This window comes from Bacillus sp. A260, assembly GCF_009861435.1.
Taxonomy (GTDB): Bacteria; Bacillota; Bacilli; order Bacillales; family Bacillaceae_G; genus Bacillus_A; species Bacillus_A cereus.
In genome coordinates this window covers 1,677,912-1,691,135 of the sequence record NZ_CP046398.1, presented here as the reverse complement: position 1 = coordinate 1,691,135, position 13,224 = coordinate 1,677,912, and the positions used below count along the sequence as shown (strand labels likewise).

Sequence of the window (13,224 nt, the reverse complement as noted above, 5' to 3'; positions counted from 1 at the left end):
TTAAAAATATACTCGTCTCAACAATCGATTACTTACATACTTGTAGCAATCCATTGCTGAGACGAGGGAATCGTGGTACCACTCAGCTTCCTTATACTTCTCACGAAATATAAGCTCTGCAAGTCCAATTAGACTTTTGTTTTTCTATCGGGAACAACCCCGCTACTTTTTACTAGTTTTCAAAAGTAGTGCTCCAAGGTGATTTTCAATGAGTGAATTGTTACCACCCTCACAGCCTCGGGGCAGCTCTCTGAAACAATCTTTATCATTTACTCTCCTCTTCTACGCATTCTCTTCTTCTATTTTTAAAAATAAAAACTCTCGCCTCAGCAATCAACTACTACAATTTAGTAGCTTTGATTGCTGAGGCGAGAGTTTCGCGTTACCACTCAGCTTCCTTATACTTCTCACGAAATATAAGCTTTGTAGGTCCAATCAGACCTCCGTCCTTTTACCGGAGACGATGCCGCCGCCCTCTACTCAGTTTCCCTTTCGCAAGCGATGCTCCGAGGTGATCTTCAATGATTCGATTGTTACTACCCTCACAGCCTTGGAGTAGCTCTCTGAAACGATCATAATCATCTACTTTCCTCTTCTTTGCATATACAACATATAAAGTTAGAAAATTCTTAATTAACTTTTATTTGTTACACGTATTATAGGACGTTGTTCTTTTCGTTGTCAATATGTTTTTTTCAAAAAAATCAAAATTCATTCTATTTATTTTTTCTCAAATCAAAATTGGAATGCATTACTTACATACACTCATATATTACTTAAGTATGTTTGCATTACTACATAAAGAAAAACTTATAAAGTTTATGAGGAGATGAGGAAACTATGTTAAAAGGGAAAGTAGCGTTAGTTACAGGAGCAAGCCGAGGAATTGGACGAGCGATCGCTAAACGTTTAGCAAATGACGGTGCATTGGTTGCTGTTCATTACGGTAGTCGAAAAAATGACGCTGAAGAAACTGTTCATGAAATTCGATCAGATGGTGGCCAAGCTTTTTCTATCGGCGCAAATCTAGAATCCTTACACGGTGTAGAAAACCTTTATAACGCTTTAGATACTGAATTACAAAAGCGCACTGGTGAAACACAATTTGATATTTTAATAAACAATGCTGGCATTGGTCCTGGTGCTTTTATTGAAGAAACGACTGAACAGTTTTTTGATAGAATGGTTTCAGTAAATGCAAAAGCTCCATTCTTTATCATTCAACTAGCACTACCACGTTTACGTGACAATAGCCGAATTATTAATATTTCATCCGCTGCCACCCGCATTTCTTTACCTGATTTTGTTGCATATAGTATGACGAAAGGCGCTATTAATACAATGACTTTTACGCTAGCAAAACAGCTTGGAGCACGAGGAATAACGATGAATGCAATACTTCCAGGATTTATTAAAACAGATATGAATGCAGAACTCTTGAGCGACCCGATGATGAAGCAGTACGCTACTACTATTTCCGCTTTCAATCGCTTAGGTGAAGTAGAAGACATTGCCGATACTGCTGCATTCCTTGCTTCTCCAGACAGCCGCTGGGTTACTGGACAATTAATTGATGTGAGCGGAGGATCTTGTTTGTAAAAAACATATATTTTCAAATCTTTTTTATTGCGCAATAAAACAATTTATATAATACTATATAAAACATATACATTTAGGAGGATTACAGCAATGTCCGAAAAAACATACGAACTCGCAACCTTCGCAGGCGGTTGCTTTTGGTGCATGGTAAAACCATTTGATGAACTTCCTGGTATTCATAAAATACTTTCTGGCTATGCAGGAGGTCATGTAGAAAACCCAACATATGAACAAGTAAAAGCTGGAACATCTGGACATTTAGAAGTTGTTCAAATTACATTCGATCCTTCTATTTTTCCTTATCAGAAATTACTAGACTTATATTGGCCACAAATCGATCCAACTGATGATGGCGGACAATTTTTTGACCGTGGTCCATCTTATCGTACCGCTATTTTTTATCATAACGAAACACAAAAAGGGCTTGCTGAAAAATCAAAACAAGCTCTTGCAGAAAGCGGTATGTTTAAAGATCCAATCGTGACTGAAATTCGTCCTGCTGCACCTTTTTACGAAGCAGAGGAATACCACCAACATTTCTATAAAAAGAATCCAGAGAAATATGCTACTGAGCAAAAAGAATCTGGGCGTGAAGACTTTATAAAAGAAAATTGGCAAAAAAAATAATAAAAACGCATCGTGCTTTTTTAGTACGTTGCGTTTTTATTTTTGATAAAAGTACCATACAATTAACAGAACAATTGCTGTTAGTGACCAAAGTACTATCTCGTTTTTCACTCTATTCTTTTTCTTAGTCATTTCATTCCCTCCTAATAACTATTAAACATATTCAATTTTTTCTTTGTTTAATTGTCCATCTTATATACGTGAATACATCCTTACAAATTCTAATAGCAAGACCACCAATAATTCCGATTGCAATGGAAATTACTAGCATCTGTCCAAAACTAAAAGAATTTGTGTACATTATGTAGAGAACGATACATATAAGTAAAACATCCGGTAAAGAAAGTAAAAACCTTTTAAGCATTCCTTTATCTCCTCTATACTTTTTAATTTATATCTTCTACTGTAATTTTGAAATAAAATTTGTTCAAAAATTCCATTTACACCCTCATTTTATGAAAAATAATAAGAATCCCTTTTCAAAAGAGATTCTTATTCAGCAGATTTAAGTTTAATTATTTTCTACATATCCTATTCCATAATTACTCCTAAAATAGAATAATATTACTAATGATTTATTGTAAATTGACTATTTGCCAGGTAACCGAATGTCGCGCCAGCTACCTACATCGCATTGGCCAAATTCATTATTACCTACCGCGATCACCGTGCCGTCTGATTTTAGTCCGACTGTATGTGCACAACCAGCCGCTATCGCTACAATATCTCTCCAATCACTTACGTTACATTGACCATACTCATTCCAACCCACTGCGACCACGGTACCGTTTGATTTAAGTCCGATTGTATGATTCGTACCAGCCGCTATTGCTACAATATCTCGCCAGCCACTTACATCACACTGGTTATGTTTATCATTCCCCACTGCTGTCACCGTACCGTCTCGTTTAAGACCAACAGTATGAAGATACCCAGCCTTGACCGCTACAATACCTCGCCAGCTACTTACATTGCATTGACCATATCGATTATTCCCCACAGTCGTCAATGTGCCGTCCAATTTAAGACCGACTGTATGCCAGTCACCCGCTGTGACTGCCACAATACCTTGCCAACTGCTTACATTGCATTCTCCTTCTTTATTTCGGCCCACCGCTACTACCGTGCCATCCGATTTCAGGCCAATAGTACGACGCCACCCTGCCGCAACCGCTACAATATTATGCCAATCGTTTACATCACATTGTTCATGCTTATTCCAACCCAGTGCTACCGCAGTACTGTCACATGTAAGACCGATTGTATGAGCATTACCCGTGTTCGTTGCCATATGAACATTGCCCACTGCGACTGCTTCAATATCTCGCCAGCCACTTACATTACATTCCCCTTCTTTATTCCGGCCCACCGCTACTACCGTGCCATCCGATTTCAGGCCAACTGTATGACAACGCCCCGCCGCTATCATATCTTTGGGCCATCGCTTCACTTTTTCTTTCGATAAAAGGTAATCCATGTTTTACCTCCTTGCATATAAGCAACTGTATCATAATAGATATTTTTATCAAATTTCATTATAAATCTACATTTACAAAGAAAGCTTATTTTACTTCTTCAAAAAATAAAAACCTCCAGTTTAAATACTAGAGGTTTTCTCGTTATTTCTTCAATCGCTCAATAAAATCATGTAATTTATCAAGTGACTTCATATTCTGATTGCAAGCTACACCATCTTTGCAAATGTAGTTTCCCTTTTTAACGAAAGTTCCTGGTACATCGCCTTTAATTTCAACTAAAAACATTCCTACTTCTTCATGTCCATGACATAACGAACAAATGCTTTTTTTATTTAAACTTTGGAACGTTCCTTGCAGACCAACAAATTTATTTTTATCATTTTTCGCTATAATAAATTTCCTGCTTGACCCCTTATCAATCCAGCTTAAATAAGATATTTCTTTCATATCCATTTCTTCCATATCAGGAAGTTTTAACTTTTTCGCTTTAGGAAATAATTTTTTTAATGTTTGTGCTGTAACTTCTTGAAACGGAATTACATACGGATTTATTTTCATTAAAAATGATTCTGCATCTTCTCTATTTTGAACTGTTAATACCGTATCAATTAACTCTTTCTGTTCATCCGTTAAATTCTCAAATACATGTATTATCTTTTCAATCGCAAGCGATTTTAACGCTTGAATTACACCTCTATCATTTGCCGTTGCATGCCCGTTTGCTAAAATATAAGCTTGTGATTTTATAAAATTATATTGATCACTTCTAATAAACGCTTCCATCTTTATCACTCCATACAAATTGTTGATCTAGTTTTATTGTATACAATGATTACATTTTTTGATATGTAAAAGATAACTTAGAAACAAACATTACATATATCACTTATTCTCTACCGCTGCATTTCCTGACAAAAGAAGCCATCATCTGTTTTCCATTCCGCATATAATACGTCTTCAAATTTAGTAATTCCTTTTTGCTTTATTTGTTTATAAAGCCATCCTTCATCAAATCCCGCTTCCCTCAAATTATCCTTAACTACTTTTCCATCACTAATTAATGAAATTGGTAAGTATACAGGCTTATGTTTTAAACTTAAATCATTTATAGTAGGAGATTCGTATTTACTTTTTTTCAGAACGCTTATGTTTCCGTTCGGTTCCAATATCATATATTCAACTTCTCGGATTGAAAATATATCTTTTTGTTGCCTAAGCATTTGTTGTAATTGGTTTATATCCAAATGATTTACGCTTAATTGTTCACGATCAATCTTTCCGTTACGAATAATAATTGAAGGATACCCTTCAAAAAACCTTCTTGTTCCTCTTACTTTTTGTGTTATCACTTCTATAGTATAAATTAAAATTACCCAAACAAATACTGAATATAAAATAGACCATACTTTAATTTTAGGATCATATATTGAATTTCCAACGAGCTCACCTAGGACGATTGCAGAAATAAAATCAAATGGCGTTAGCTGAGATATTTGTGTTTTCCCTAATATTTTTGTAGCAATTAATAGAACAAAAAAACCAACTAAAAGCTCTATCGTTATTTGTCCAATATGATTCATATATGTTCACCTTTCTACTTTTCAAGTGCTCTGTATACCATTTAATAAAAAAACGGCACATTTTTTCTATTATCATGCCCGTTCACACCTCATATATCCAATACACATAAAATAAAAAGAGTCTGATTCAAAGTAATATATGAATCAGACTCTTTTCCTCTTATTTAGAATACACAATCTTTTTAATCGTTTCCCCAGAAAGAAAATATTCTTTTGCAAGTTGATGAATAGCAATCCCACTTTTAAACGCTTCTTTAATTGCTTTATTTCTTTCATCTAGTTGTTTTCTTCCGCCAGATCGTGTACCCCATTTATAATGTTTCGTTTCTTGTTTCGGAATGTAAATTGTTTCACCTTGTATATACTTTTGAATTTCAGTAATTAAACTCTCTGGTAAAACAGCATTAGCTTTTACGTATTTCATTTCTGCTCGCCCCTTATTTTTTATGGTCCATTTCAATAAGGTGCAAAGCCAAATATAAAAAATGATACGAGCTCATATAGGCGATTGTATATTACTTGTCTACCTCACGCAAAGTATCGCCATTTCCATACTTGGCTTTGCATGAGACGTTGCAGTGTCTGGCAATTGAATTATAATCGCCATATAAACACCTCCTAATATACCTTTTGCATTTTATTATATGATAAATTCCTTCTCCTTGCATCCACACCCTTCTTAAAGCACGAAATTACTTAGTTTGATATAATACTTTTTAACTGAATTAAAAATCATTGTGAGGTTACATTATGAAGAAAAAAATTATCATTACAATCGTTACACTATTCTTTATTATCACGGCATTATTCGGAACATACAAATTGATGAACGCAAGAAGCTTTCAATTATTTGGAGATTTAACACAACGCGTAGAAACAAATGAAAAAGTGATTGCTTTAACTTTTGATGATGGCCCTACTAACAATGTAAAACAAATATTACCGCTACTAGATAAATACAACGCTAAAGCTACTTTCTTTTTAATTGGAAATGAATTAGAGCAAAATTTATCGTTAGGAGAAGCTATCGCGCAATCTGGGCACCAACTTGGAAACCATACATATTCTCATAATAGAATGGTTTTCAAAACACCTTCTTTTATTAAAGATGAAATAGAAAAAACGAATTCATTAATCCGCCAAACAGGATTTACAGACGAAATTGATTTTAGGCCCCCTAACGGTAAGAAGTTAATAGGGCTGCCATATTATTTAAATAAAAACAATATCGAAACAATCACATGGGATCTTGAGCCCGATACTTTTTATAAATCTGCGGCTGATAAAATTAAATACGTTAATAAAAATGTAAAACCAGGTTCTATCATTTTACTGCACTCTATGTATGATGAGTCTAATGAAAATTTACAAACGATTGAAGGTATTTTAGATTCTTTATCTAAGAAGGGCTATCAGTTCGTAACAGTAAATGAATTGCAAAAAAGAGCAAAATAAAAAGGTAGCGTATCTTTGTATGATACGCTACCTTTCTTTTTATATAATGCCAAGTACATTTAAGAATACGATAATAATCGCAATTGGTGCGATATAACGAAGTAAGAATAACCATAATACGAATAGTTTATAACCTTTATTTTTACTTACACCTAGCTCTTTCATTAATACATCTTTCTTCATTTTTAAAGGAACAAAGATAGAAACTAATAATACACCAAGTGGCATTAATACGTTACTTACTGCATAGTCCGCTAAATCAAAGACTGTCTTCCCGAAAATCTTCAGATCACTTAATATACCGAATGATAATGCTGATGGTACCCCAACAACGAAGATTAATAACCCTACGATTAAGGCCATTTTTTCACGTTTCCCTTTACCTTTTGATGTTAACGATGCAACACTAATTTCTAACATCGAAATTGCTGATGTAATCGTAGCGAAGAAGAATAGTAATAAGAAAACGATGAAGAATAATTTTCCGAATGCCATTTTACTGAAAATAGCTGGCAATACGATAAATAATAGTCCTGGTCCTTGAGATGGTTCCATCCCAAATGCGAACACAACTGGGAAAATTGCAAGTCCTGCAAGTAATGTAATAACAAGAGTTAAGGCTACGATAGAAAATGCTGAACGTGGTAAGCTTTCTTCTTTCGGTAAGTATGAGCTATACGTTACCATAACGGCTACCCCAACAGATAATGAGAAGAACGATTGCCCCATTGCGTATAAAATAACTTCTGATGTTACATGTGAGAAATCAGGTTGTAAGAAGAAACGAACGCCTTCTCCAGCACCATCTAACGTAAGTGCACGAACGATTAATACAAAGAATAAAACGAATAGTGCTGGCATGAAATATTTATTTACTTTTTCAACACCATTTTGTACACCTTTACTTACGATGAAAATAGTAATAAGGATGAATAATAGCTGTGATCCAACTGCTAAATATGGATTAGAAATGATTTCACCAAACGTAGCTTCGTATGCTCCATTTCCTTCCCATAGTCTACCTGTAATTGCATTCCATAAATATAATAAAATCCAGCCTCCTACAACACTGTAGAAAGAAAGTAATATGAAACATGTTACAATTCCTAATTTACCTAACCAAGGCCATAACGTTTTAGGAGCAATCTCTCTATATGCATCGACAGCCTCTTTTTGTGTACTTCTTCCAATAACAAATTCAGCTAATAATAGCGGTAAACCAATTAATAATGTGAAACCGATGAAAATTAGGAAGAACGCTCCGCCTCCTCCAATGCCGGCCATATATGGGAATTTCCAAATCGCCCCAAGACCAATTGCCGAACCTGCTGCAGCTAATACGAAACCTAATTTCGATGTCCATTGCTGTGAATTCATTTGTTAATCTCCTCTCTATCTCTTTTTCTTTGTTACAATTCGGTATTTATATTGTTCTATCAATACTCTTTTCTAATACGTTCACTTCCTCCCTAATAATAAAAAAACGCCCCTACGTAAATACGTAGGGACGACAAAATTATCGCGGTACCACCCTAGTTGTGAAGAACACTAAGAAACCACCTAAATAAAAACGCCCCTACGCAAAAACGTAGGGACGATAAAATATCGCGGTACCACCCTAGTTATGAAGCCACACCAAAGTTAGGACCTAAATAAAAAACGTCCCTACGTAAATACGTAGGGACGATAAATATCGCGGTACCACCCTAGTTGTGAAAAAATCTTCACCACTTTATTTGATAACGGTATAAACTACCGTCTTTCATTTCCTCAAAATATGAGATTTATGAAAGATGCTCCAGGACGAACTTCATGAATAATCTATATACTGATTCACACCAACCATCAGCTCTCTGAAATAGGGAGATATTCACTACTATACCCTTTCATTGCCCAAATATTATTTTCCGAATTGATTACTATCATTTTTATCACACATTAAAAATAGTGTCAACTTATATTTCGAATTTTTATGTATTACAATCTATTTAAAAATTCGAAATATAAGTTTTAGTTTAGAAAACAAGTAGCTTAGTACATAACGAATTCTAACAGGCAATAGAAAAAGAATTACGTATTATTGATACTTATTCAATAATACAAATCATCTAGAAACATAACCTGTCTCTCTGTATTCATTTTTTAAGAGTTTGATGGATACCAAGAAAATTTCGCATCACTATCCAGTGGTCTATTTTTCGTTTCTTCTTTAATTACACGAAACCATTCATTTAGAATTTGATTTTTGGGCAATTGAGCAGCAAGGCTATCTTCCCAAATTATATGTGAGAACCAGGCTTTCGTTTCCCATTCAAACTGCAATTGTGCGAACGAAATTATAGGGTGATCAGCTCCACGAAATTGCTCATTTACTGCATTTGAAACTTCTGGAGCTTGCGGTAACAACTCGTTCTGAATTCTATTTCTTATCGTCTCATTTTCTAGCTGATCCCAGAAATACAATTGCCCATTTATTTGATAAAAAATATCAAATGAAGCCTCACCTTTCTTCAAATTCAATAACACGAAGGCACGTTCCACATCATTGTCAGCCGCTTTTACAGCATTAACAATTATATTTTGTGCCATTGATACCCAGTAACTAGTCGCTTCCTCTACCGGTGATTCAACATACAATTCTTCACTTAATTCATGAAGAGTAGCTTCTTGCTCATTTACTTTTTCAACTTTTTTAAAAAACCTATTAAAAAACCCCATAACTTCCCCCTTATTACTATTTTCTATTTCACAAAATAAAAAATAGATTTTTCTTGCTCATCCACATTTACTCCTGGCGCGTATGTATGAACTTGTTGCAACACTTCTTCTATTAGCAACTCTAACTCCTGCACACTTTTTTCTGGATTCCCTATTAATGTGTCCGCCATACGTTCATATAATTTTTCAGGTTTAATAGTCATTCGTTCCACATTATTAGGCATCCATTTAAACGCTGGATGATGTACGTACATTTTATTCAAACCAAATAAAACACCGAATATGTTCCTTTGTACTTCGCAAATAACGTCATAAAGCATAAGCCAATCTTTCCGTTTTAAAAGCGCCTTTCGATTGTGCCAACGATTACTTAACCATAGATTTTCTGAAATCATCCGTTTTGCTAGTTCATCTGAATATGCCGCTACTTTTTCTTTTAATTCATTCACTTTCCCTTCTCCATACAAACTAACACCATCATGAATGGATGATACAATACATTGTTTTTCATAACTTATATCATATTGATCCACCACATCCGAAATCACTTTCTCTACTGTCTCTGTTAAAAAGTTACTAACCTCTAATTTAATTCCCTCTTTCGTTAAATACGTTTCCGACCATTCTTCTTCCTCATACGGATGATACGATAATATTGTCCCATCAATATGATGAATAGGGGCCCTACGATCCTCATCTTCTGGCGGTGTTGACCATAAAATATGTAATTCTATATCTGAATGTTCATCTTCAAGCTTTCTAGCTACTGAACCCGCTAAAATAATAGCTTCTACTTTCGGATTTTTCCTATAAATCTCTGACATCTCTATCGCTTTCTCTTTTAATCCCATTTCATTTCCCCCTAAAATTGCAGTAATCCCCTATATTTCATTTATCTATTTCGATATTACAGCTTGCATTACCTTTTCAAATTCCTACTTAATCATATTTGTATCCAATAGCGCTGAATAACTTCACCAGTACGAGAAGAAACTACTTCATTTTCTAACACACCTCCAACCTTTTGAATCGTTTTAGCAGAACCGATATTGGATTTATCGCAAGTTATTAATACTTTCTGCAATCCTAATTTTTGCGCTTCAGCTAATGCAAGTTGTAGTTGTTTCGTAGCGTAACCGTGGCGACGTTTATTCGGATGGACACTATATCCAATATGACCGCTTTCCCGTAATAATTCTGGATTTAATCTATGTCTAATATTCACAAAACCTATAAGTTCCCCTTTTTCAAAACTTAAAAACTGACTAGATGGCACTCGATTAGCTAGTAAATTTTCTCCTAGTTCTTGTTTACTCACTTTTTCAAACCATTCATCAAGAGAATCAAAGTTTTGTAAAGAACTACTTCCATGTGGTTGTTCCCCTGAGTGTAAAAACGCTTGTCTATACGCCGTAATATGCTCACTATATTCATGGATTGGTTTTAATAGTTTCATTGTTCTTCTCCCCCTCTTCATTCCATAAAACAAACACCTTAATAGCAGCTACTCACTATTAAGGTGTTTCTATCCTTTTTATTCAAATAACCCCATGCTTAAATAACGTTCACCTGTATCAGGCGCAATACATAAAACTTTTTTACCAACGCCTAGGCGTTTCGCTATCATGATTGCAGCGTAAACAGATGCTCCAGAAGATGGCCCAACTAATAATCCTTCTTGTCTAGCTAAGTTTCTCATTGTCGTTAAAGCCTCTTCATCTGCAATTTGAATAATTTCGTTATACACTTCTGTATTTAAGTTTTTCGGAATAAATCCTGGGCTTGTTCCTACTAGTTTATGAGGACCTGGTACACCACCGGATAAAACGGGAGATCCTTTCGGTTCCACTACTGCAATATATAAGTTTGGCAATTTCTCTTTTAACGTTTCACCAGTCCCTGTAATCGTTCCGCCTGTTCCTGCTGTTGCAACAAAAGCATCAAGCTCTCCATCCATTTGTTCGTAAATTTCAAGTGCAGTCGTATAACGGTGAATATTCGGATTAGCTGGATTTTCAAATTGTTGCGGGATAAAACTATTCGGTATTTGTTTTTGCAGTTCTAACGCCTTCGCAATTGCTCCTGGCATTCTTTGTTCTGCTGGTGTTAAAACTACTTCTGCTCCGTATGCTTTCAATAAATTAATACGCTCTTTTGACATATTATCTGGCATAATTAAAATCGCTTTATACCCTTTAGCTGCTGCATTCATCGCTAAACCAATCCCTGTATTCCCGCTTGTCGGTTCAATAATTGTATCTCCTGGTTTGATGAGACCATTTTCTTCTGCAACGTGAAGTAAATTATAAGCAGCACGGTCTTTCACACTGCGCGATGGATTAAACATTTCTAGTTTCACATACACATCTGCTGCGTCTTCCGGAATAAATTTAGATAATCGGACGACAGGTGTATCTCCTATTAATTCCGTAACGTTTTCACACAATTTCATAGCGCATCCCCTATTCTATCGTTTTCTTATCACTTGGCAGTAACCATGAAGTGAGTCCAATTAATGGTAGACAACTACATAATAGCATAATAAATTGCAGGCTATATATATCTGCTAATTTCCCAAGAACTACAGCACCTAATGCTCCAAGTCCAAATGCAAGACCTACGATTAATCCTGACACCATTCCCACTTTTCCAGGCACAAGCTCTTGTGCATATACAACAATTACACTAAAACTACTTGAACTAATAAAACCGATACATAAAAATAACGGTACGACCCACACAAGTGAGACATGTGGTAATAACAGTGCAAGTGGCGCTGAACCTAACATTGAAAATACGATGATATTTTTCTTACCAAATCGATCTGCTAACGGTCCTCCGAAGAAAGTGCCTAACACACCAGCAATCATAAATGCGAATACGAAATACTGGGCATTTTTTATAGATAAACCGTAATGCTCTATTAAGTAAAATTGATAGAAATTCCCGATACCAGCACCGTACCAAGAGCGTACAAAAGTAAGAAAAACAAGAAGTATAATAACGAATTTAATGTGTGTACTTACAATTGCATTTTCCGCCTCAAGTGCAGCCCTCTTCTTCCTTCTTACAGCACCGGTTGCTAATTCATTTTTGTACCAATTCGATACGAAAATTAATAATGCAATTCCTACTGCTGCAAATGCTGTAAAACCTAATGAACCAATTTGACCGAGTGGAACGAAAATTAGCGCTGTAAAAATAGGAGCTAAAGAATTCCCCGTGTTTCCCCCAACTTGATAAATCGCTTGCGCTAACCCTCGTTTTGCACCTGCCGCCATATACGCAACACGAGCGCCTTCTGGATGAAAGACTGCGGAACCTAAACCAATAAATAAAACAGAAATAATAACAATAATAAAGTTTGGTGCAAACGCGAGTCCAATCATTCCAAGCATACTTGAAAACATGCCGAGTGGTAATAAAAATGGTGACGGCTTCTTATCTGAATACATACCAAACACCGGTTGCATAATCGATGACGTCATATTTAACGCAAACGCAATCCACCCTACTTGCATATAGGATAAATTCATCGTTTTTTCCAAAATAGGAAACAACGCCGGCACAACTGCTTGCATCGAATCATTTAAAAAATGCCCAAAGCTAATCGCAAATAAAATTCGATATATTGTCGGTGTTTCTACAGTTTTTTTGTGTGAAACTGCCTGCATATGTGAATCTCCCCTTTCTGTACAAAATATATATTTATTACAGTAGGTGTAATAAATTCTGACTTTTGAAACATTTCTATTCTATACTGCTTT

The 13,224-nt window shown here is 35.3% G+C and carries 14 protein-coding genes and 2 other annotated features; of the genes, 3 read left to right on the top strand and 11 right to left on the bottom strand.

Going from position 1 to position 13,224, the window contains the following annotated elements; genetic code table 11:
- Window positions 1-54: 54 nt before the first annotated feature.
- Window positions 55-294, bottom strand: a binding site (T-box leader).
- Between the two features lie 546 nt (window positions 295-840).
- Both GD442_RS08710 and msrA read left to right on the top strand, forming a co-directional pair.
- Window positions 841-1,599, top strand: a complete 759-nt coding sequence (locus tag GD442_RS08710; RefSeq protein ID WP_078386368.1) for an SDR family oxidoreductase — start codon at window positions 841-843, stop codon at window positions 1,597-1,599.
- 90 nt (window positions 1,600-1,689) lie between these two features.
- A complete protein-coding gene (gene msrA / locus GD442_RS08705) occupies window positions 1,690-2,226 on the top strand; it encodes a peptide-methionine (S)-S-oxide reductase MsrA (protein WP_078386367.1) in 537 nt (178 codons plus the stop codon).
- A 163-nt stretch (window positions 2,227-2,389) separates the two neighbouring features.
- Here msrA and GD442_RS08700 read toward each other — a convergent pair whose 3' ends face one another.
- The 5 genes from GD442_RS08700 to GD442_RS08680 form a co-directional block, all read right to left on the bottom strand.
- Complete coding sequence (locus tag GD442_RS08700; RefSeq protein ID WP_000919314.1) at window positions 2,390-2,590, bottom strand: hypothetical protein; 201 nt, start codon at window positions 2,588-2,590, stop codon at window positions 2,390-2,392.
- Between the two features lie 225 nt (window positions 2,591-2,815).
- The gene (locus tag GD442_RS08695) at window positions 2,816-3,703 is read right to left on the bottom strand and encodes an RCC1 domain-containing protein (protein ID WP_000385090.1); all 888 of its coding nucleotides are present in this window, start codon (window positions 3,701-3,703) and stop codon (window positions 2,816-2,818) included.
- A gap of 142 nt (window positions 3,704-3,845) precedes the next feature.
- Window positions 3,846-4,487: a FusB/FusC family EF-G-binding protein gene (locus GD442_RS08690; RefSeq protein WP_000387072.1), complete on the bottom strand. Its 642-nt coding sequence runs from the start codon at window positions 4,485-4,487 to the stop codon at window positions 3,846-3,848.
- Between the two features lie 110 nt (window positions 4,488-4,597).
- The gene (locus GD442_RS08685) at window positions 4,598-5,284 is read right to left on the bottom strand and encodes a DUF421 domain-containing protein (RefSeq protein ID WP_001015543.1); all 687 of its coding nucleotides are present in this window, start codon (window positions 5,282-5,284) and stop codon (window positions 4,598-4,600) included.
- A gap of 160 nt (window positions 5,285-5,444) precedes the next feature.
- The gene (locus tag GD442_RS08680; protein WP_078386366.1) at window positions 5,445-5,708 is read right to left on the bottom strand and encodes a CD3324 family protein; all 264 of its coding nucleotides are present in this window, start codon (window positions 5,706-5,708) and stop codon (window positions 5,445-5,447) included.
- A gap of 326 nt (window positions 5,709-6,034) precedes the next feature.
- Here GD442_RS08680 and GD442_RS08675 point away from each other — a divergent pair, with 326 nt between their 5' ends.
- Window positions 6,035-6,739, top strand: a complete 705-nt coding sequence (locus GD442_RS08675; protein WP_000726858.1) for a polysaccharide deacetylase family protein — start codon at window positions 6,035-6,037, stop codon at window positions 6,737-6,739.
- Between the two features lie 39 nt (window positions 6,740-6,778).
- Here GD442_RS08675 and GD442_RS08670 read toward each other — a convergent pair whose 3' ends face one another.
- From GD442_RS08670 to GD442_RS08645, 6 genes are all read right to left on the bottom strand, one after another.
- Window positions 6,779-8,116 carry a sodium-dependent transporter gene (locus tag GD442_RS08670; RefSeq protein ID WP_001088187.1) on the bottom strand — a complete coding sequence of 446 codons (1,338 nt, stop codon included), beginning with the start codon at window positions 8,114-8,116 and terminating at the stop codon, window positions 6,779-6,781.
- A gap of 299 nt (window positions 8,117-8,415) precedes the next feature.
- Window positions 8,416-8,638: a binding site (T-box leader), on the bottom strand.
- A 243-nt stretch (window positions 8,639-8,881) separates the two neighbouring features.
- Complete coding sequence (locus GD442_RS08665) at window positions 8,882-9,457, bottom strand: hypothetical protein (RefSeq protein ID WP_000505543.1); 576 nt, start codon at window positions 9,455-9,457, stop codon at window positions 8,882-8,884.
- A 23-nt stretch (window positions 9,458-9,480) separates the two neighbouring features.
- Window positions 9,481-10,308 carry a DUF4037 domain-containing protein gene (locus GD442_RS08660; protein WP_098213824.1) on the bottom strand — a complete coding sequence of 276 codons (828 nt, stop codon included), beginning with the start codon at window positions 10,306-10,308 and terminating at the stop codon, window positions 9,481-9,483.
- A gap of 92 nt (window positions 10,309-10,400) precedes the next feature.
- A complete protein-coding gene (locus GD442_RS08655) occupies window positions 10,401-10,913 on the bottom strand; it encodes a GNAT family N-acetyltransferase (protein WP_000771271.1) in 513 nt (170 codons plus the stop codon).
- 78 nt (window positions 10,914-10,991) lie between these two features.
- Window positions 10,992-11,909 (bottom strand): cysteine synthase A, encoded by a 918-nt coding sequence (gene cysK, locus GD442_RS08650; RefSeq protein ID WP_000762273.1) that lies wholly within the window; start codon window positions 11,907-11,909, stop codon window positions 10,992-10,994.
- 10 nt (window positions 11,910-11,919) lie between these two features.
- A complete protein-coding gene (locus GD442_RS08645) occupies window positions 11,920-13,131 on the bottom strand; it encodes an MFS transporter (RefSeq protein ID WP_001149398.1) in 1,212 nt (403 codons plus the stop codon).
- Window positions 13,132-13,224 lie beyond the last annotated feature (93 nt).

Excerpts from the sequence above, each read along its gene's own strand:
- GD442_RS08645 (WP_001149398.1), bottom strand. The coding sequence starts at position 13,131 with ATGCAGGCAGTTTCACACAAAAAAACTGTAGAAACACCGACAATATAT.
- GD442_RS08655 (WP_000771271.1), bottom strand. The coding sequence starts at position 10,913 with ATGAAACTATTAAAACCAATCCATGAATATAGTGAGCATATTACGGCG.
- cysK (WP_000762273.1), bottom strand. The coding sequence starts at position 11,909 with ATGAAATTGTGTGAAAACGTTACGGAATTAATAGGAGATACACCTGTC.
- GD442_RS08695 (WP_000385090.1), bottom strand. The coding sequence starts at position 3,703 with ATGGATTACCTTTTATCGAAAGAAAAAGTGAAGCGATGGCCCAAAGAT.
- GD442_RS08675 (WP_000726858.1), top strand. The coding sequence starts at position 6,035 with ATGAAGAAAAAAATTATCATTACAATCGTTACACTATTCTTTATTATC.
- GD442_RS08680 (WP_078386366.1), bottom strand. The coding sequence starts at position 5,708 with ATGAAATACGTAAAAGCTAATGCTGTTTTACCAGAGAGTTTAATTACT.
- GD442_RS08670 (WP_001088187.1), bottom strand. The coding sequence starts at position 8,116 with ATGAATTCACAGCAATGGACATCGAAATTAGGTTTCGTATTAGCTGCA.
- GD442_RS08665 (WP_000505543.1), bottom strand. The coding sequence starts at position 9,457 with ATGGGGTTTTTTAATAGGTTTTTTAAAAAAGTTGAAAAAGTAAATGAG.
- msrA (WP_078386367.1), top strand. The coding sequence starts at position 1,690 with ATGTCCGAAAAAACATACGAACTCGCAACCTTCGCAGGCGGTTGCTTT.
- GD442_RS08710 (WP_078386368.1), top strand. The coding sequence starts at position 841 with ATGTTAAAAGGGAAAGTAGCGTTAGTTACAGGAGCAAGCCGAGGAATT.
- GD442_RS08685 (WP_001015543.1), bottom strand. The coding sequence starts at position 5,284 with ATGAATCATATTGGACAAATAACGATAGAGCTTTTAGTTGGTTTTTTT.
- GD442_RS08690 (WP_000387072.1), bottom strand. The coding sequence starts at position 4,487 with ATGGAAGCGTTTATTAGAAGTGATCAATATAATTTTATAAAATCACAA.
- GD442_RS08660 (WP_098213824.1), bottom strand. The coding sequence starts at position 10,308 with ATGGGATTAAAAGAGAAAGCGATAGAGATGTCAGAGATTTATAGGAAA.
- GD442_RS08700 (WP_000919314.1), bottom strand. The coding sequence starts at position 2,590 with ATGCTTAAAAGGTTTTTACTTTCTTTACCGGATGTTTTACTTATATGT.